Annotated in this window: 15 protein-coding genes; 11 read left to right on the top strand and 4 right to left on the bottom strand. The window is 44.6% G+C overall.

Annotated elements, in window-relative coordinates; translation table 11 throughout:
* Positions 1 to 26: 26 nt before the first annotated feature.
* The gene (locus KUA46_RS04445) at positions 27 to 3,014 is read left to right on the top strand and encodes a PD-(D/E)XK nuclease family protein (protein ID WP_218486506.1); all 2,988 of its coding nucleotides are present in this window, start codon (positions 27 to 29) and stop codon (positions 3,012 to 3,014) included.
* Between the two features lie 102 nt (positions 3,015 to 3,116).
* Complete coding sequence (locus KUA46_RS04440) at positions 3,117 to 3,734, top strand: sigma-70 family RNA polymerase sigma factor (protein ID WP_006846726.1); 618 nt, start codon at positions 3,117 to 3,119, stop codon at positions 3,732 to 3,734.
* Positions 3,735 to 3,823: 89 nt separating this feature from the next.
* Here KUA46_RS04440 and KUA46_RS04435 read toward each other — a convergent pair whose 3' ends face one another.
* Positions 3,824 to 4,198, bottom strand: coding sequence for a helix-turn-helix domain-containing protein (locus KUA46_RS04435; protein WP_228113743.1), 375 nt, complete (start codon positions 4,196 to 4,198; stop codon positions 3,824 to 3,826).
* Between the two features lie 237 nt (positions 4,199 to 4,435).
* Here KUA46_RS04435 and KUA46_RS04430 point away from each other — a divergent pair, with 237 nt between their 5' ends.
* The 5 genes from KUA46_RS04430 (at position 4,436) to KUA46_RS04410 (ending at position 10,285) form a co-directional block, all read left to right on the top strand.
* The gene (locus tag KUA46_RS04430; RefSeq protein WP_218486505.1) at positions 4,436 to 6,346 is read left to right on the top strand and encodes an LTA synthase family protein; all 1,911 of its coding nucleotides are present in this window, start codon (positions 4,436 to 4,438) and stop codon (positions 6,344 to 6,346) included.
* Positions 6,347 to 6,416: 70 nt separating this feature from the next.
* Positions 6,417 to 7,115 carry a phosphatase PAP2 family protein gene (locus KUA46_RS04425; RefSeq protein WP_117694862.1) on the top strand — a complete coding sequence of 233 codons (699 nt, stop codon included), beginning with the start codon at positions 6,417 to 6,419 and terminating at the stop codon, positions 7,113 to 7,115.
* 77 nt (positions 7,116 to 7,192) lie between these two features.
* The gene (locus KUA46_RS04420) at positions 7,193 to 7,567 is read left to right on the top strand and encodes a hypothetical protein (protein WP_218486504.1); all 375 of its coding nucleotides are present in this window, start codon (positions 7,193 to 7,195) and stop codon (positions 7,565 to 7,567) included.
* 297 nt (positions 7,568 to 7,864) lie between these two features.
* A complete protein-coding gene (locus KUA46_RS04415; protein WP_218486503.1) occupies positions 7,865 to 9,580 on the top strand; it encodes a glutamine--tRNA ligase/YqeY domain fusion protein in 1,716 nt (571 codons plus the stop codon).
* Between the two features lie 63 nt (positions 9,581 to 9,643).
* Positions 9,644 to 10,285, top strand: coding sequence for a DedA family protein (locus tag KUA46_RS04410; protein ID WP_218486502.1), 642 nt, complete (start codon positions 9,644 to 9,646; stop codon positions 10,283 to 10,285).
* A 113-nt stretch (positions 10,286 to 10,398) separates the two neighbouring features.
* Here KUA46_RS04410 and KUA46_RS04405 read toward each other — a convergent pair whose 3' ends face one another.
* Together KUA46_RS04405 and KUA46_RS04400 are read right to left on the bottom strand one after the other, a co-directional pair.
* Positions 10,399 to 11,961 (bottom strand): ATP-binding protein, encoded by a 1,563-nt coding sequence (locus KUA46_RS04405; protein ID WP_218486501.1) that lies wholly within the window; start codon positions 11,959 to 11,961, stop codon positions 10,399 to 10,401.
* A gap of 99 nt (positions 11,962 to 12,060) precedes the next feature.
* Positions 12,061 to 12,225: a hypothetical protein gene (locus tag KUA46_RS04400; protein ID WP_006846734.1), complete on the bottom strand. Its 165-nt coding sequence runs from the start codon at positions 12,223 to 12,225 to the stop codon at positions 12,061 to 12,063.
* 419 nt (positions 12,226 to 12,644) lie between these two features.
* Between KUA46_RS04400 and KUA46_RS04395 the strand changes: the two genes are divergently transcribed.
* From KUA46_RS04395 to KUA46_RS04380, 4 genes are all read left to right on the top strand, one after another.
* Positions 12,645 to 13,592 carry a FimB/Mfa2 family fimbrial subunit gene (locus KUA46_RS04395; protein WP_256624976.1) on the top strand — a complete coding sequence of 316 codons (948 nt, stop codon included), beginning with the start codon at positions 12,645 to 12,647 and terminating at the stop codon, positions 13,590 to 13,592.
* 37 nt (positions 13,593 to 13,629) lie between these two features.
* Complete coding sequence (locus KUA46_RS04390) at positions 13,630 to 14,520, top strand: fimbrillin family protein (RefSeq protein WP_218486648.1); 891 nt, start codon at positions 13,630 to 13,632, stop codon at positions 14,518 to 14,520.
* Between the two features lie 34 nt (positions 14,521 to 14,554).
* Complete coding sequence (locus tag KUA46_RS04385) at positions 14,555 to 16,357, top strand: fimbrillin family protein (protein ID WP_218416564.1); 1,803 nt, start codon at positions 14,555 to 14,557, stop codon at positions 16,355 to 16,357.
* A gap of 63 nt (positions 16,358 to 16,420) precedes the next feature.
* Entirely contained in the window at positions 16,421 to 18,106 is a 1,686-nt protein-coding gene (locus KUA46_RS04380; RefSeq protein WP_218486500.1) for a fimbrillin family protein, read from the top strand.
* Positions 18,107 to 18,240: 134 nt separating this feature from the next.
* Here the strand turns inward: KUA46_RS04380 and KUA46_RS04375 are convergent, their stop codons facing one another.
* Positions 18,241 to 19,125, bottom strand: coding sequence for an Rpn family recombination-promoting nuclease/putative transposase (locus KUA46_RS04375; protein ID WP_218486499.1), 885 nt, complete (start codon positions 19,123 to 19,125; stop codon positions 18,241 to 18,243).
* Between the last annotated feature and the right edge of the window lie 31 nt (positions 19,126 to 19,156).

Here is a 19,156-nt window from a genome sequence, read left to right as displayed (position 1 = left end):
GCAAACATTGAAAAGTCCATTAAGATATGAAAGCATTTTTAAAATATGTAGCAAGAGATATACTCGAGAAATATGGAAACAATCTCAGCGACATTGCCGTCGTGTTTCCAAATAAACGCGCCGCTCTTTTCCTCAACGAGAGTCTGGCCCGTTTGACTGATCACCCTATCTGGTCGCCATCTTACATAACAATCAGCGACCTTTTTCGCAAACATAGCACATTGAAAGTTGGAGACCCAATCAAACTTGTTTGCGATTTACATAAAACATTCGTAGCCTGCACTGGTATTGATGAGACCCTAGACCATTTTTATGGATGGGGACAACTTCTTATCACAGATTTTGACGATATTGATAAAAACATGGCAGAAGCAGAAAAACTCTTTGCCAATCTTAGCAATATACATGAACTTGATGACATCTCATATCTTACAGAAGAACAGAAAACGCTGATTAAGAAATTTTTCAGCAATTTCAACGATGATCACAACTCAGAACTCAAAAAGAGATTTCTACAATTATGGAGCCATTTTCTTGATATCTATAAGCAGTTCAACATGCGTCTTGAAGAACAAGGATTGGCTTATGAGGGGGCTCTGTATCGGAAAGTTGTAAATGATGAAAATATCAAATTCCAACACAAGAAATATCTCTTTGTCGGATTTAATATGATGCAAGTAGTAGAACGGAAACTCTGCGACCGCTTGATGAAAGAGGGTAAAGCACATTTCTATTGGGACTACGATGACTATTATATGCAAAACAATCATGAGGCAGGTCACTACATTCGTGAATATCTCAAATATTATCCTAACGAATTGAATGATATGCCTCCTCATGATCTTCGTGAAATTTATCATAACTTTGATAACAATAAAGACATTACATACATTTCGGCATCAACTGAAAACATACAGGCCCGTTATGTAAACCAATGGCTTAAAGAAAAGAAACGCTATAAATATGGAAAAAAAGTGGCTATAGTATTAGCCGATGAAGGATTATTGCAAAGTGTTATACATAGTCTTCCTACAAACGAAGACATCAAGTCGTTGCCAGATTATTCTGAGAACGACAAGTTAGCATATAATATAACATTGGGCTATCCGCTTCAACAGACACCATTCTACAGTTTGCTGCAACAGCTCATCAAGTTGCAGGGCGTAGGTCATCCCAAGCATAGTAACAACTATCGCTTACACAATGTACTCATGGTGCTCCGTCATCCATACACACGCTATATTTCTCAAAATTATAGCAAACTCTTGAGCGCTCTTGACGAGCAGAAGCAGTTCTATCCTACCCGCCAATTCCTAAGCATGGATGGTGATGAAGGTTTGTCACTGCTTTTCAAAGATTTGGGTGAGACTGCAACAGAAAATGAATACAATTTGAGACTCATCCAGTATCTGCTGGATATTTTGAAGACAATAGGTGTGAACAGTAAAGAACAGGACGATCCTTTATTCCAGGAATCGCTCTTCAGGACTTATACCTTATTGAACCGTCTGCAAGAACTCATCCAGACAGGAGACTTAGCAGTAGACTGCATCACTCTGGAACGACTCATCCAACAGCTCATCCAGTCAACAAGTATTCCTTTCCATGGTGAACCTGCAGAAGGAATACAGGTAATGGGAGTATTGGAAACTCGAAATCTGGATTTCGAGCATATCTTAGTACTCTCATGCAACGAAGGGAAACTGCCGAAAGGAGTAAACGATGCTTCATTTATTCCCTATTCACTGAGAAAGGCATATGGCTTGACTACGGTAGATAACAAAGTAGCCATATACGCCTATTATTTTCACAGTCTGCTCCAACGCTCACACGACATCACTTTATGTTACAATAACGCAACAGAAGATGGCCAATCGGGTGAGATGAGCCGTTTTATGCTACAACTCCTGGTAGAAAGCCATCATGACATCAAGCGCTTTTCTTTGGTCGCAGGACAAAACACACTGCGTCCTACTTATGAACCAATAGAGAAAAAACAGCATGCGCTCAGCCAGCTCAAGAATTTGAAAATGCTTACGCCAACATTTTTGAATACCTATTTGAGATGTGAAAAGCAATTCTACTATAAATATGTAGAAGGACTGATTGAACCAGATGAAATTGATGAGGACGAAGTAGACAACAAAGTATTTGGAAATATATTCCATCGTGCAGCAGAACTGTTCTATCTGGGATTAGCAAGCAGCGATGCTCTGACAACCGACGGTAAAGGAGAACTCAAACTGACTCGTCCTATCGTTGTATCAAAAGAGCAATTAGAGCAAGCCTTAAAAGATGAATCGCTTGTTTATCGCCTGGTAGATCAGGCGTTCAGAGAAGAACTCTTTAAAGTTAGCGCTGCAGGGTATCGTCCAAAATATAATGGTCTGCAACTGATCAATAAAGAAGTAATAGCAAGGTATATCCGGCAACTAGTCACGATAGATATGCGACAGGCTCCATTCACCATACTCGGATTAGAGTTGGTTGTAAAAACTGACGTCGAAGTAGAAACAAGTATCGGCAATTTATCTCTGTCAATAGGAGGTTTTATCGACCGACTGGACGCTGTTGCAGCTAACGGTCATGCAAATGGCAATAATCTTGCAGAACGAATCCGCGTAATAGACTATAAAACAGGACGTATTTCAACAACACGTCCAAGAGAACTGAGCGAAGTGTTTGATCCATCCATGCTCAACAAGCATACAGATTATTATTTACAATCTATGCTCTACTCGATTATTGTAAGACACAACAGAAATCTGAATCCGGCTCAAGAGCCCGTATCTCCAGGCTTGCTGTTTATACAAAATGCGGGAGCAGAAGATTATGATCCGACATTAAAAATGGGCAAGGAACTCATCAGTAGCATAGATGTATACGAAGAAGAGTTTATGAAACAACTGAAAGTTCTCATCGCCAACATCTTTGACAGGGACCAGCCATTCCGGCCTACAGATGATAAGCATCGTTGCGAATACTGTCCATATGCAGCTTTATGCAAGTCATAGAAACATATATAATATGTGGAAACCAAAATGATTGGTTAAAATGAGCAAAATACTTGCTTTTTTGAATTATTCTATGTATATTTGCAAAAAGAATTATTGAGTATGACAGAAAAAGAAATAAACAAGATAGTTAGTGAGAACTTAAACTATGTAAAATCAGTAGCCAACCAGTATAAAGGTAAAGGCGTTGAGTTTGATGACTTGGTTAGCGAAGGAACTCTGGCAATGCTTATGGCAGCCAGAAAGTTCCAAGCCGACCGGGGCACCGATTTTGTGGCTTATGCCGGTCCATTCGTTCATAAGGCTATATCACAGGCCATCGATAAGCAATCAGGACTTTATCGTTTACCGAAAGACCAGAAGAAATTTGCCCCAAGAAACGCAGACAAGGCTGTATCTGTAGATGCGCCACTAAGCGCAAACAATCCGTATACCCTATTAGATATATTAAACGATCCGGATGTAAAGATTGCAGATGATACCCTGAATATAGAAATGATGAAGAAAAAAATGGCAGAAAGCATTGCAGATTTATTGCCACGAGAGAAAGAAATCATCACCAAATTCTATGGTATAGGTGTTCCTAAAGAAACGATGGCTGAAATTGCTGAAGATATGGGGCTCAAACGCGAGCGAGTTCGCCAGATACGAAATCTGACCATACGCAGATTGAACAGGAGTATCCGCCACCAGGCATTGAGAAACTACTTCAAGAGGTAACTCGCAATAGTTTGTAAAAACAAAAAGGAGGGTGAATCATTAACTTATGATACACCCTCCTTTTTGTTTCATGTTCTAGTTATTAACAATTAAACTTCCTCCAATCCCTTTAAATGATTAGCACGATATTGACGGGGAGTAACGCCTATTCGCTTGAAGAAATTAGCATAGAAACTCTGACGAGTATTGAAACCAGCCATTTCGCTGATACCTTCTACAGTCATTCTTGCATAACGCTTATCGGTAAGTAAAGACATAGCATCGTTTACTCGATAATCATTCACCAACTCGGCATAATTCTTATGGAATCGAGTTGCGCATACAGCAGAAATATAGCGAGAGTTAGTATTCAAATCCTCTGCAAGTTTCTTGGAACTATAGTCTGGGTCCTTGTACTTTCTTTCAGTAACAAGAACACGGATTATCTCGTCGCGAAGGCGGTCCTTAGTTTCTTCACTCAGCATAGATTGATATCTTGCTATTTTTTCTTTTTTAGGTTGAATATTGTACTTAGCCATAGTTATGTTATAAAATTTATTACAACAAAGGTACGACTTTTATTTAGAACGACCAAATTTTTTCTCACTTTTTTGAAAAATAAACACAAAAAAGTCGTTTATATGAAATAAAATGGTTATTTTTGCATTAATTTTCAAGCTCAAAGCCGAGTATATCATAATTATTAGTCAAGAAGCATAGATATGAAGCAAATATTGTGGTTTATAAAAACGTATTTTACGTTTGTCATTTTGTTCAGTATTCAGAAACCATTTTTCATGATATTGGAAAAGGCTTCTGCTACACAACCTATCGATAATATCTGGAGCGAAATGCCTACAGTGATGTGGTACGGTTTATCACTCGACCTCTCTATGGCTGGTTACCTCACCGCACTACCGGGTTTGTTGCTCATCGCAATGATTTGGTTTCGTAAGGAGATTATACGTCCCATTCTGAATGCTTATTTTATACTGGCATCTTTCCTGGTTTCCATTACATTCGTACTGAATGCAGGATTATATCCATATTGGAACTTCCCGCTAGATAGCACTCCATTATATTATTTCTTTACTTCGCCAAAGGATGCACTTGCAAGTGTTGGAGGGCTTTACATCTTTTTTGCTCTCCTCATCACTGTGCTGCTTACCATAGCCGTCTGGTTCGCACTCCGCATGCCTCATAACCAGAAGCGCTATTCCAGCAGATACAGCAACTATGGTTTTGGAGATTTCGGCAGTGGTCGTAGAACACGCTACTCTGACATAGAGCATCATCGTATGCGCCATTCTCTTATTCTGTTGCTGCTTACTGCCCTTCTCTTCATCCCTATCAGAGGAGGATTTACTGTATCTACAACAAATACAGGAAAGGCATATTTCAGCCAAAATGCGTTTTTGAATCATGCTGCTGTCAATCCGATGTTCAGCCTGTTTGAATCACTTACCCATCAGGAAGATTTTGCATCGCAATACCGATACATGTCAGAAGAAGAAGCTAACAAGCTCTTTGCTCAAATGGTAAGTTCAAGCGACCGGAACACCTACCCGCTCCTGAATGAAGAAACTCGGAAAAACGGAAAGCCGGATATACTTATTATTATTATGGAAAGCTTTGCCAACGACATCATGCCTTCCGTCGGAACACATAAAGACGTAGCTGTCTGCTTGGACTCAATAGCCAAAAAGGGAATTTTCTTCCCAAGATTCTATTCCAACACTTTCCGCACGGATCGTGGTCTGGTTGCTGTTTTGAGCGGTTATCCTGCACAACCTACAACCAGCATCATGCGCTACCCGGCAAAATCTGCACAATTACCATCATTGGCACGTTCATTGGCTAAAGCAAAGCATTACGGCAATGCATATTATTATGGTGGTGATGTTGATTTTGCCAACCAACGCTCCTGGCTGGTTTCCCAGGGCTATGAGAGAATCATTTCAGATAGTGATTTCCCTATAGAAGACAAATTGAGCAAATGGGGAGTACACGATCATATAGTAGCTAACCGGCTGCTTGCAGACCTCAGGAAAGAACAGAATGCCAAACAGCCTATGCTGAGAGTATTCCAGACATCAAGCAGTCATGAGCCATTCGATGTACCATATAGCAGACTGAAAGACAAGCGTTTAAATGCATTTGCTTACACTGATAGTGTCATAGGTCATCTTCTGCGTGAATACAGCAAATTGCCTAGATGGAAAAATACTTTGGTATTACTCGTTGCCGATCATGTTGGCGCATACAAAGAACATCTTGACAACTTTGACCGCAGCCGCTATCAGATTCCACTTATCATGACCGGCGGAGCAATAGCTCGCCCAATGAATGTTAAGCTCATAGGAAGTCAGCATGATATAGCAGCTACACTGCTCGGACAATTAGGCATTCCTCACAAAGACTTCTTGTTCAGCAAGAATATGTTGAGTGATGCTACTCCTAAATTTGCATTCTTTGATGTACCCGATGCTTTCGGCATGGTATCAGAGGAAAACTCTATCATCTACGACAACAAATCCAAAAAGGTTGTTTATGATAAAGGCAAAAAAGGTTATAACCTGAAGCGAGGCATGGCTTATCTTCAGAAGTTGTACGATGACTTGAGTGCAAAATAGCCCAAACGACAGGACAACAGATTATCAGAAACAAGAAAGCGAACATTACAGATTTTCATAAAGAAAGACTATGATAGAATTACTTCATCAAATAGAACAGATTGATACGCAGATTTTTCTGTTTTTCAATGGTTTTCACAACGTGTATTGGGATTACTTCATGATGATTTTCTCAGACCGTTTTGTATGGGTTCCGTTCTATGCCAGTTTTATCTTTGTACTGCTTAAGAATTTTCCTGTCAAGGTTGTGATGAGCACTATAGTTGTCATCACTCTGATTATCTTGTTTTCAGACCAGACTGCATCAGGAATTCTAAAGCCATTAGTAGCAAGAATGCGTCCCAGCAATCCTGATAATCCTATCAGTCCGATGGTACATGTTGTTCAAGGATATCGGGGTGGCAGATATGGTTTCCCATCTTCTCATGCAGCCAATGCATGGAGCATGGCCTTCTTTGCCCAATATCTGGTTCGCCGGAGCAAACTCACGATATTCCTATGCCTATGGGCATTGATAACCAGTTATTCCCGAATGTATCTCGGTGTACACTATTTTGGCGACATCCTGATTGGTACCCTCATTGGTTTTCTCTATGCCACCTTATATTATTATATATTTCAGTATTTTTTAAGGAAGCATACCGAACGTTTTAAGCCCAACCACGACATCAGATTTGCAAGCGTCCCTATCATTACGGGGCTCGTTTCTATTTGGGTAATCATTTGTACCAGTGGAATACTGTCTTTCTATAGCATACCACTGAGATAAACAAATGTATAAAAAGAGTTAGCTTATAAAAATGGTTTAGATTATACATTATTATTAACATATAAAATTTAAAGATTATGAAGAAATTATCAATTCTTGCATTTGCTATGGGTCTGATAGCTTTCACAGCATGTTCTGAGAAAAAGGCACCTGCACCAGCTCAGGCAGAACAGACAGTTGTAACCGATTCTGCATTTCAGGCTGCCGCAGCCGGTGAATATAAGAGCGCAGATGGAGAGCGTAGTGTAACTTTGAACAGTGATTTCTCTGTTAAAGTAAAAGGCCTTAACAAGGAATTTTACAAGTGGGAATTGCCAGCTAAGCCAGAAGGTAAAGCTGCTGTAATTATCCTGAGCCGCAAGGGTCTCGATGCCGACATCCAGGAACAGGCTACACTCGATACAGAAGAAGGTTCTATCATTATTAAGAACGAAACTTTCCGCAAAAAGTAATAGAATATGAACCTGGTATAAAAGCAAAACGCCCTCGCTTCACAGCGAAGGCGTTCCTTTTGGTATTAGTTTCATTTAAGGTAAAAAGATTGTATTCAGGATAACGATGCAAAGGTAGACATATTTTTCGAAACAAACGAATCTTTTTATATGTTTAAAAACATATTTTGTGAATTATTGCTTTTAAACGCAAATTATCGCTCCCAAAACAAAATTATCTGCCAGATAATTTCGGTACTTACAATTAAATTTGTATCTTTGCACCATAAATTTAAAAATTATTCTTTTTATTGAATTATGGCAATTAATGAAGAAAACAATTTGGAAGAGAAGAAAAGTATCTCTTTCGTAGAACAGTTAGTTGAGGAAGACCTCAAAGAAGGCAAAAACGGAGGACGAATCCAGACGCGTTTTCCGCCAGAGCCTAATGGTTATCTGCATATCGGCCATGCCAAAGCTATCTGCATGGACTTTGGTGTTGCAGAGAAATATAATGGTGTTTGCAATCTTCGTTTTGATGACACTAACCCTAGCAAGGAAAACAATGAATATGTAGAGAATATTCTTCAAGACATCCTGTGGCTCGGATTCAAGTGGGGCAATATCTACTATGCTTCTGACTATTTTGAGAAGCTTTGGGATTTTGCTGTCTGGATGATCAAGAAGGGCAATGCATATATTGATGAACAAACTGCTGAAGAAATTGCACAGCAGAAGGGTACCCCTACCACACCGGGTACTGCTAGCCCATATCGTGATCGCCCAATCGAAGAAAACCTTGCTTTGTTTGAGAAGATGAATACTCCTGAGGCCGTAGAAGGCAGCATGGTTCTTCGCGCAAAACTCGATATGGCGAATCCAAACATGCATTTCCGCGATCCTATCATGTATCGTATCATCCAAACTCCTCATCACCGTACAGGAACAAAATGGCATGCATACCCTATGTATGATTTTGCTCACGGACAGAGTGACTACTTTGAGGGGGTAACCCACTCTATCTGTACATTGGAATTTGTACCTCACCGTCCGCTTTACGATAAGTTCATCGACTTCTTGAAGGAGAAGGACGGAACTGCAGATGTATTAAACGACAATCGTCCACGCCAGATTGAGTTCAACCGATTGAACCTCACTTATACAGTAATGAGCAAGCGTAAGCTTCACCAGCTGGTTGATGAGAAACTGGTTATCGGATGGGACGACCCACGTATGCCTACTCTTTGCGGAATGCGCCGTCGCGGTTACTCTCCTGAGAGTATTCGTATGTTTATCGACAGCATCGGTTATACTAAGTTCGATGCTCTCAACGATATGGCCTTACTCGAAGCATCTGTTAGAGAAGACTTGAACAAGAAAGCATGTCGTGTGAGTGCAGTACTTGATCCTGTAAAACTCGTAATTACCAACTATCCGGAAGGTGAAACAGAGGAAATGGAAGCAATCAATAATCCAGAAAATGAAGCTGATGGCACACACACCATCACATTCTCTAAGAATCTCTGGATAGAGCGTGCTGACTTTATGGAAGATGCTCCTAAAAAATTCTTCCGTATGACTCCGGGTAAAGAAGTTCGTCTGAAGAATGCTTACATCGTTAAGTGCACTGGATGCACAAAGGACGAAAATGGCGTTATCACTGAGATTCAGGCAGAATACGATCCTATCAGCAAGAGCGGCATGGAAGGTGCCAACCGTAAGGTTAAGGGTACATTGCATTGGGTATCAGCTGATCACTGCGTAAAGGCAGAGGTGCGCGAATACGACCGTCTCTTTATGGTAGAAAATCCATCTGCTGATGAACGTGACTTCCACGAGTTGCTCAACCCAGACAGTTTCCACGACTATCCTAACTGCTATGTTGAGGAATATGCAGCCAGCAAGAAGCCAGGTGAATATCTCCAGTTCCAGCGTATCGGTTATTTCATGGCCGATCTTGATTCTACTGCAGAAAAACCAGTATTCAACAAAACCGTTGGTTTGAAGGATACATGGGCAAAACAGAATAAATAAATCACCTATATCTGTCTCTGTTTCAACAGCTGAGACAGATATTATTTAGATTCAAGATAACAAATGAATACAGCAGAGCTTTTTCTTTGGATACTCGACAATTTAAATTACTGGGTAGTAGCCCTTTTCATGGCTATCGAGAGTTCATTCATCCCATTCCCATCAGAGGTGGTTGTTCCACCTGCAGCATGGAAAGCCATGGATCCTGATAGCGGAATGTCGTTTATCCTGGTCATCGTATTTGCCACCATTGGTGCCAATATCGGTGCACTTATCAACTATTATTTAGCTAAATGGGTAGGCCGCCCTATCATCTACCGTTTTGCCGACAGCCGCATCGGACATATGTGCCTGATAGACCGCCAAAAGGTAGAAGTTGCAGAAGAGTTTTTCCGCAAGCATGGAGCCGCATCCACTATTTTTGGGCGCCTGGTACCAGCTGTTCGCCAGTTAATCAGCATTCCAGCCGGTTTGGCAGGTATGCATGTAGGCAAATTCTTGCTCTATACCACTATTGGTGCTGGCATCTGGAATACTGTTTTAGCAACCATCGGTTGGGGTATTTACCGATATACAGACTATAAAACAACTCAAGATGTATATCAGCAGGCATTAAAGTATAGTCATGAGCTCGGTTACATCATCTTGGCTCTTGCCGTTGTTATTGTAGCATTCCTTGCATACAAGGGGCTCAAGAAGAAATAAGAAACTATCCCCCATCCTGCTTCCTCAAGCGGGATGGGGGATTTTTTCTTTCGTATAATTACTTATCTTCTAAAGCATCTCATCATGGCAAAACAAGGTTGGATTCAAGTGACCTATTCCTTGATAATCCAATCACCTATCGTCCGCTGTGTGCTGTCATAATTTACACCAATCTTAAACAGACGCTTACCATCGGCAGAATATGGAATCAGATATCCCTTTTCATCTATCTGTCTGATAGCTTCCTCGGCTGAACCATCATATTTCAACTCGAAAACAAATACGGCATCAGGCATATACACCACGGCATCAGCCCTGCCTATCGCACTATCCTCCTCTACCCTCATGTGTGCTCCCATCAGGTTAAAGATAAGATAGAACACCGTCTGGAAATCCCGTTCGTTCTTATTGCTCAAACGGTTGGAAATGCTGGCAAGATAAGCCTTCAGGCGCACCATCGCTCCCTCAACGTCTGCCTCATAGAGCATTTCCAGGAAATCACCTACAAGACTATTATTATCCAAAGATATTGGTGAAAGATAGTTAGGTGCAAGACTCTTGAGCATGCCAATCTTAACCTCTCTGTTAGGATATTCCAAGGTATAACGTTGCAGCATCGGGTTATACTTCTTGATGGTGAGATAACCACTCTGATAGAGCAACGGAAGCGCAGAAGTCATCATTTCCGGCGAAACATCAAAGTCATCCACATCACATGATTTCTTCTCTATATCCATCACATTGACGTGATACTTCTGCAGCGTCTTGATAAGATAAGTCGGCGTACCCGAGCCAAACCAGTAAGGAGCAATCTTTCGTGCATTCAGTGCCTTTACCAGACTGAACGGATTGAAAACATCCTCTGATTTCTCACTGAAATGATAACCGTCGTAGAATCTTGTCAGCTCTGCCAGGCACTCCTCATACGTCATACCCAGGTCTTCTCCCAATGCCTCAATATCCGGTTTCATCTGAGTGGTAAGTTCCTTTTTGCTGATACCGCAGATAGCCGAATACTGGTCGAACATACTGATGTTATCGAGGTTATTCAGTTCGCTGAAGATGCTGAGCTGCGAGAACTTGGTGATACCCGTGATGAAGGTAAACTCCAAGTATGGATCGAGCATCTTGATGGGACTATAGAAGTTCTGCATGATGAATCGCAGCGGTTTCAAATTTTCCTTTTCATGCACTACATCCAGCAAAGGGGCATCATATTCATCAATGATAATCACTACCTTCTTACCCGTCTGCTTGTATGCTTCTTTCACCAGGTCTTTCAAACGGAGGTTAGCGTCCACCTGATGCGTCTTATATCCCCAGATTGACTCCTGCTCTTCAAGCATATCAGCCAGGTATCTTTCCAGCTGCTCCACTCCCATGTGCTTGGCGCCGCTCAGGTCGAAATGCAGCACAGGGTGCTTCACCCAATCCTTCTCATAATCAGCAATGGCCAATCCCTCAAAAAGTTCTTTCCTTCCCTCGAAATAGGCCTGGAGGGTAGATGCAAAGAGCGACTTTCCGAATCGTCTTGGACGACTCAGAAAAACATACTTCATTTTTTTCTCTCGAAAATCCACGATGTATTGGGTCTTATCTATATAGAGATAATTACCCTCTCTGATATTCGAGAATGTCTGTATTCCTACAGGATAGAAATTTACCATTTTTGCCATATTCCTACATGCTTTACGTTTTGCGCTGCTAAGTTACGAATATTTTTTTGAATAGGAAAATTTTGGGAGAGATATTTTTCACAATTATCTTTTGCACTATTAATTTAATAATTGCTTGGCAGAAACTTCTACTACCCCGCCATTTCCGTCACTAATGACCACAGGACGATTGTATAAAGCCTTTTCTACCAACATATCATGCTGAGCTTCAACTAAACCTGATTCAACTTTGTTGATAAAGCCCTCAATCTCACTTTCACTCATAATCCTTAATTATTTTAAATTTAACAATATCCTTAATCTTTGTTGGAATAAGATCTGGTTGCTAAAGTAGTTTTAAATTCTTTTGGATGCAAATATACTGCAAAATCTTGATAACGCCAAATATTTGAATGAAATTAACATCATTATTGGCTAATAACTGAACTTTCGCATATCAGGAGTTAAATGAGTTAAGGAAGTTAAGGAGTTAAGACAATAGAGTCTGAAAACGTTAAAAAATACAAACAAGGTGTCGCATTGCCCACGAATGAGACACCTAAAAACAAAAAATCATACCTGAAAAAACAAATATTACCCCCCACTTTCAAATAAAAACCTTATCTTTGCACCAGGATTTTTACAATCTTTATCATGAAGGATTTAAAATAATGTAAATTATAATCAAAACATAATAGATTAATATGAGAAATTATTTAACTGGAAAAGAACGATTACTGGTTGCAGCACTTGCTTTTATTCTTCCAAAAAGAAGATTTGATATTTGGTTATGGGTGCTGTTATGCGTCCCATGCCTGTTGACAAGTTGCGACCATGATGTTCATGATGACAAGGAAGAAAGCGGCTTGTCGGTATCGCTCACTTGGGCTGATGAAGCCGACCAAGGCACGAAAGTGAAGGATGTGAAACTCTGGATATTCAATGCCTCTGACGGTTCGCTTGTAGAGGAAAAACAATATGGCAGTGCTCAGGAGGTGGCAAGCCAACGCTTCCAACTCCCGGAAGGAACCTATCGCATCCTGACTACCACCAACCTAACAGAACCGTTCTTTATCAGCGAACAGACCCGGTCTTTGACCAACTGGAACAATATTCTGATAGGTTTGACCAATCCTAAAGATGTGAAGCATAATGCCTATTTCGGAGTTGCCGATGTGAAGATAGATAACAAGGAAGGTAGCTATGTGGTGCAAACCCCTATAAAGAGCGTGCTTTCGGAACTGACCATCATCATCGAGAACATACCGAAAGGCACAGAGATGAGTGGCAAGGCTTTGGATTGTGCTTGTTGTCTGTTCCCTACACAGAAGAACAGTGATGGAGACTACGGTTTGCCGAGTATAGAGCCAACGGAAGTGGAACTCCCTACCCTCCTGGCTACGGAATCAACCCTGAAATCAGAAGTCATCCGGCTGATGCCGACCATACAGGGAAGTTCCGCCTCTCATGTTTATCTCCGCCTCTTGCTCCCTGACGGGACCTTGCAAGAGTTTGACATCACTGCTCCTAAGATGAATGTAGGAGGAAAGTATGAGCTTAGGTTCAAGTACGAAGAAATGCAGCCGAAGATGAATCTGGATGCTACCATCAACGGTTGGACGAACCTCAACAATGAAGTAGAAACCAAATAATAATAATAACTTTTAAAATATTGATAATATGAAAAAGATGACGAAGTTTTTCGCCCTTGCACTCTTAGCAGGTGCAATGGTTTCATGCAGTACAGAAGATACAGCTCCTACAACAGCAAATGGTAAGGTAGCCGTGCAGTTTACTGGTGGTATCAGCGTAAACACCCGTGCCAGCGGAACCACTTGGGACAACGGTGACCGTATCGGCATCACCGACATCGACAACGATACCCAGTACGGCAACGTGCCTTTCATCCTGAAGAACGGGAAATTTGAGGCAGAAGGAAAGGTCATCTATATCGAAGATGCAAAGCCCCATACTTTCCGCGCCTACTATCCGTACAACGCGGCGGGAGGCATCCTCACAGCCACGACCGATGCCACGGCGCAGCAGAACCAGCCTGCCATCGACTTCCTCTTTGCTTCAGGAGCCACGGGAGACAAAAACAGCCCGGTGGTGAGCTTTACCGACAAAACTTACAAAGGCGGTGAAGACAACTCCTTCCACCACCGCATGAGCCGGATAACCCTTACCTTCGAGGCGGGCGATGGTGTGGATTTCAGCGTGGTCAAGCCTGAACGTTACACGCTGGACGGATTGTTACTCACTGGTACGTTCAACACGGCCGACGGTATTGCCACAGCAGACCACGGAGCACAGACCGGAGAACTGGCCATGAATCTGGCAGACGGCAATCTCACGTCATCGGTCATCCTCTTCCCGCAGACAGTTGCATCCCTGCCGTTGGTTGTGAATTACAAAGGTCAGGAATATCCTGCCACACTCACCATGCCCGACGGCGCACTGCTGGCGGGCAACAACTACACCTATACTGTCAAGGTGAGCAACAAAGTCCTTGAAGTCAGCGAAGCCACCATTGCAAAGTGGAACGATATAGACGGTGGAGAAGTGGATGCTGACCTGTAGGATTTTAATAATTAATCGATTAGAATGAAGAATTATGAGACATAGATTATTTATCCCCGCAGTCCTCGCGCTGCTGTTCGCCCTCGCCGCCTGCACACAGGACGAACTGGCTGACGATAACCGTCTGTCCAAAGGTGAATATCCTGTAGTCATCCGTGCCACCGGACTGTCCGTGGAGGCAACGCCGCAGGCAGCCCCATCAACCCGTGCCTCCGTGGACGGCGACTGGCAGGGCGTCACTTCCGTGGCACTCAAGATGGGTGATGCGGTAAAGGAATACACCGTTACGACTTCTACCGATTTCAAGAGCGCCACGCTCTCACGCGAGAGCGACCCGTACTACTGGACCAACCGCAACCCGATTACCGTATCGGCATGGTGGCCCTTCGACAATGCCGACATCACACAGATGCCTGCCGTGAAGGTGGCCGAAGACCAGAGTAAATTGGCTGACTTCCAGAACAGCGACTTCATCGCCGCTGAGAACCGGAAAGTGGAATTTAACAACCCGACCTTGGAGTTCAACCACCGCACGGCACGCGTGGCAATCGAGCTGAAGCCCGGTGCGGGATTCACGAGCGTCGCCGGTGCCACGGTGAGCCTCGTGAGCCTGTCCGCCGATAACGGCAACCCGACCGCCATCAAGACTTACAACGCAAGCGCCAACACCTACGAGGCACTAACCGCTCCGCAGACCGTTGCGGCAGGCAATCCGTTCGTCCGGGTGGAACTCGGCGGCGGCACCTTCTACTTCCGTCCGCAGAACGACGTCGTATTAGAGGCTGGCAACCGCTATACCTACACCATCAAGGTGAACGCCACCGGCTTGACGTTAGAGGGTTGCACTATCGGTGACTGGGCTGACGGCGGCGGCGAGAGCGGCGCAGCTGAGGATTTGGGCTACATCTACGACAGCAACACCAATACCTACACGGTCTATAACGCCGACGGCCTGATGAATATAGCCGAATTAGTGAACGGAGGTAAGACCGACATAAACATTACCCTCGACAAAAACATTGACCTCACAGGCAAAGTCTGGACGCCGATAGGCACAGACTACGACAACGCATACACCGGCACCTTCGACGGCGGCGACCATACCATCACGGGGCTGACCGTTACGACAAATGACGAATATGCGGGTCTGTTCGGCTATCTCGGTAATTTCAATAATGCCGCCGCTACGGTGAAGAATGTGGTGATGGATGGCATACAGATAACATGCAATCACAGGTCGGGTTATGCCGGCGGCGTGGTAGGATATAGCTGGGGCACCATTGAAAACTGCTCGGTGTCGGGCAGCGTTAGCGCCACGGTGAGCGTCGGCGGTGTGGTGGGTGTTCAAAGGGACGGTTCCATCACCGGATGCAGTTCCTCTGCCACAGTGAAGGGAACGCTCTATGTCGGCGGCGTGGCAGGTTGGACGAATTTTGGTGCCACCTTGACCGCTTGCTATGCCACAGGCAACGTGATCATAGAAATAGCCCCCACACAGAATATCTCTGGCGGCGGTCTGGTAGGATTCAACGACGGAATCAGCCTCCTTTCCTGCTATGCCACGGGCAACGTAACCAGTACAGGTAGTAGCACTGGCTATGTACATATCGGCGGCTTTTTGGGAGATAACTACACCACCGTGACCGCCTGCTATTGGAAAAACAATCATGAACAAGGTATCGGCTACAATAGGAGAAGCACCAAAGTCACAGAGGTGGACGGCACCAGCGTAACCTGGAAGAACGCCGTTGATGCCATGAACACCGCCTTGCAGAACGCAGGCTCAGAGTGGCGTTACGAACTTAAAGGAGCATTGCCTACCTTGATGAAGCAGTAAACCGTCGGGCGGAAAAGTTACGCCCGCAATGGAAAGAACCAGAGTAATAAAATAACAGATATTATGAGGATAAGATTTTTTGCACTTGCAGCGCTCGCCCTCTTATTGGGCGCCTGCACGCAGGACGAAGCGGGCTTCCTGCCTGAAGGGGCGGAAGGCACAGCCATCGTCTTCACCGCCACGGGGCTGAACCCCGCTGCGACAACCATCGCCGGCACCCGTGCCCCAGCAGACGGCAATTGGACGGGTGTGCAGAGCGTGGCAGTCCTGATGGACGGCACGGTGAAGGCATACGACGTGACGCCCATCACCGCCGACCCCACCAGCGCCACGCTGACCTCCACCGATCCGTACTACTGGACCAACCACAACGACATCACCGTCACGGCGTGGTGGCCCTACACCGCTGGCGAGACAACCCCACCTGCGGTAAAGGTAAAAGCCAACCAAAGTGCCCAGAAGGACTTTGAGGGCAGCGACCTCATCGTAGCCGACGGACAGACGGTGACCTACGGTAGCCCTACGCTTCACTTCACCCACCGCACGGCACGGGTGACCATCGTTCTGACGGACTACACCGAGGGGCTGGCATCCGTGCAGCTGACGGGCCTCTCCACCGAAGGCGACAACCCGGATATAATCGTCCCGTACAGCAAGGGCAGCAACACCTACACCGCCCTCGTAGCCCCGCAAAGTGTGGCAGCTGGCACGGCATTCATTACCTGCACCTTCACTAACGGCAAGACCTTCGTTTATAAGATGAAGAATGCTACCGACTGGCAGGCGGGCGGTGAATATACCTACACCGTCTCCCTCGCAGCGGCAAAAGACCTGGGCTATACCATAGAGAGCAACGGCAGCTACACGGTTTATAACGCCGACGGCCTGCTGAATGTAGCCGAATTAGTGAACGGAGGTAAGAGCGACATTAACATTACCCTCGACACAGACATTGACCTCACAGGCAAAAACTGGACGCCGATAGGCACAAGTTTCAGCAACAAATACACCGGCACCTTCGACGGTGGCGGTCATACCATCAAGGGGCTGACCGTTACGACAAATGACCAATTTGTGGGTCTGTTCGGCTCTATCGGTTATGCTGGTACGGTGAAGAACGTGATGATGGAGGACGTACAGATAACAAGCAATCGCAGTTCGGGCTTTGCCGGCGGTGTGGCAGGATATAGCGATGGCACCATTGAAAACTGCTCGGTGTCGGGCAGCGTCAGCGGCACGGTGTACGTCGGCGGTGTAGTGGGTGCTCAATGGAACGGTTCCATCACCGGATGCAGTTCCTCTGCCACAGTGAAGGGAATGGTTGATGTCGGCGGCGTGGCAGGTCAGACGAATTCGAGTGCCACCCTGACCGCTTGCTATGCCACGGGCAACGTGATCATAGAAATAGCCCCCACAAAGAATATCTCTGGCGGCGGTCTGGTGGGAATGAACGGAGGAAAAGGCGTTCGTGCCTGCTATGCCACGGGCAACGTAACCAGTACAGGTAGTAGCACCGGCAATGTACATATCTTCGGCTTGTTGGGAGATAACTACACCACCGTGACCGCCTGCTACTGGAAGAACAATCAGGAACGAGGCTATAAGACCGCCCCCGAATCTACGAAGGTGGACGGCACTTACGTTACCTGGCAGAACGCCGTTGATGCCATGAACACCGCCTTGCAGAACGCAGGCTCAGAGTGGCGTTACGAACTTAAAGGAGCATTGCCTACCTTGAGGAAGCAGTAAGCCGTTGCGGGCGGAAAAGTTCCGTCCGCAACGAACATTAAACGACAAGGGTCTATATGCCACGATGAAAAGGTGGCGTATAGGCCCTTGATTATAGGATGATATTCGTAATCTACATCTCCGCTTTCTGTTTTTTATGAATTGCCCAGATTTTTAATGATATCTAAAGGCAGCTGGGTAGCCTTGGCAACCTGTTCGGCAGAAAGTCCCATTGCCAGCATATTCTTTGCTATATCCTGAGCTTTCTGATTCATACCGATTTCAATACCCTCCGCAAGACCTTCACGCTTGGCGGTGTCTACGGAATTCTTGATGTCGCGATATGCCATCTTGCTGGTCTCGTACTCCCTCATCTCCTGCGGAGTGAACTTGGCTATTTCGGCTTCCTCGAAGAGGCGATCGAAGACCTTGTCGCACAGTTCTTTAGGGCGCTGGGTAAGCTTATAGAGGTTCTTCAGAGCATAGAGCCACTTCTCGTAGAGCGTATCCAGTTCTTCCAGGGGTTTGTTGAACTTGGAAATCTCTACATAAATATATTCGAGCTTGTCGTAAAATACTTTGTGGGTAGCGGTGTCGCACAACTGCACATGATGGCGGATTTTCTCCTTGTCGAATGCATCCTCGTTCATGCTGAAGTTGAGCAGGGCAACGGTATAGACATGATTGAGTCTGAAATCCCATTCACTCCCCTTTGGTGCCTGTTCACGGATAGGGAAGGTTGAGTAGAAAAGGGCGCGATCCTTGAAATACGTCTGGTAGGCATTCTGCATTTCTACGATGAACTTCTCGCCGTTTTCGCCCTCGCAATATACATCAAAGATGGCTCTGCGGTCGGTATAGACATCTCCCACATGCTCCGGGTTCAGATACGATACGTCCTTCACAACCTGTTTGCCATTAAACAAGCTGTTGAGGAAGCAAATGAGCAAATCCTTGTTCATTGCTGTTCCAAAAATTCGCTTGAAACCGAAGTCGGTCAGCAAGCTGATGTATCTTTCTTCTACCTGTTTCATAATCATCTGTTTTAAAAATCCATGCCGCAAAGGGCGA

This window comes from Segatella copri (genome assembly GCF_019249765.2).
GTDB classification, from domain to species: Bacteria; Bacteroidota; Bacteroidia; order Bacteroidales; family Bacteroidaceae; genus Prevotella; species Prevotella copri_K.
The sequence above is the reverse complement of the archived record's forward strand: the minus strand, read 5'-3'. Positions and strand labels throughout refer to the sequence as shown.

What these genes read in the sequence shown, in the direction of transcription:
- KUA46_RS04445 (WP_218486506.1), top strand. Translation starts at nt 27, where the DNA reads ATGAAAGCATTTTTAAAATATGTAGCAAGAGATATACTCGAGAAATAT.
- KUA46_RS04440 (WP_006846726.1), top strand. Translation starts at nt 3,117, where the DNA reads ATGACAGAAAAAGAAATAAACAAGATAGTTAGTGAGAACTTAAACTAT.
- KUA46_RS04435 (WP_228113743.1), bottom strand. Translation starts at nt 4,198, where the DNA reads ATGCTGAGTGAAGAAACTAAGGACCGCCTTCGCGACGAGATAATCCGT.
- KUA46_RS04430 (WP_218486505.1), top strand. Translation starts at nt 4,436, where the DNA reads ATGAAGCAAATATTGTGGTTTATAAAAACGTATTTTACGTTTGTCATT.
- KUA46_RS04425 (WP_117694862.1), top strand. Translation starts at nt 6,417, where the DNA reads ATGATAGAATTACTTCATCAAATAGAACAGATTGATACGCAGATTTTT.
- KUA46_RS04420 (WP_218486504.1), top strand. Translation starts at nt 7,193, where the DNA reads ATGAAGAAATTATCAATTCTTGCATTTGCTATGGGTCTGATAGCTTTC.
- KUA46_RS04415 (WP_218486503.1), top strand. Translation starts at nt 7,865, where the DNA reads ATGGCAATTAATGAAGAAAACAATTTGGAAGAGAAGAAAAGTATCTCT.
- KUA46_RS04410 (WP_218486502.1), top strand. Translation starts at nt 9,644, where the DNA reads ATGAATACAGCAGAGCTTTTTCTTTGGATACTCGACAATTTAAATTAC.
- KUA46_RS04405 (WP_218486501.1), bottom strand. Translation starts at nt 11,961, where the DNA reads ATGGCAAAAATGGTAAATTTCTATCCTGTAGGAATACAGACATTCTCG.
- KUA46_RS04400 (WP_006846734.1), bottom strand. Translation starts at nt 12,225, where the DNA reads ATGAGTGAAAGTGAGATTGAGGGCTTTATCAACAAAGTTGAATCAGGT.
- KUA46_RS04395 (WP_256624976.1), top strand. Translation starts at nt 12,645, where the DNA reads ATGAGAAATTATTTAACTGGAAAAGAACGATTACTGGTTGCAGCACTT.
- KUA46_RS04390 (WP_218486648.1), top strand. Translation starts at nt 13,630, where the DNA reads ATGACGAAGTTTTTCGCCCTTGCACTCTTAGCAGGTGCAATGGTTTCA.
- KUA46_RS04385 (WP_218416564.1), top strand. Translation starts at nt 14,555, where the DNA reads ATGAGACATAGATTATTTATCCCCGCAGTCCTCGCGCTGCTGTTCGCC.
- KUA46_RS04380 (WP_218486500.1), top strand. Translation starts at nt 16,421, where the DNA reads ATGAGGATAAGATTTTTTGCACTTGCAGCGCTCGCCCTCTTATTGGGC.
- KUA46_RS04375 (WP_218486499.1), bottom strand. Translation starts at nt 19,125, where the DNA reads ATGATTATGAAACAGGTAGAAGAAAGATACATCAGCTTGCTGACCGAC.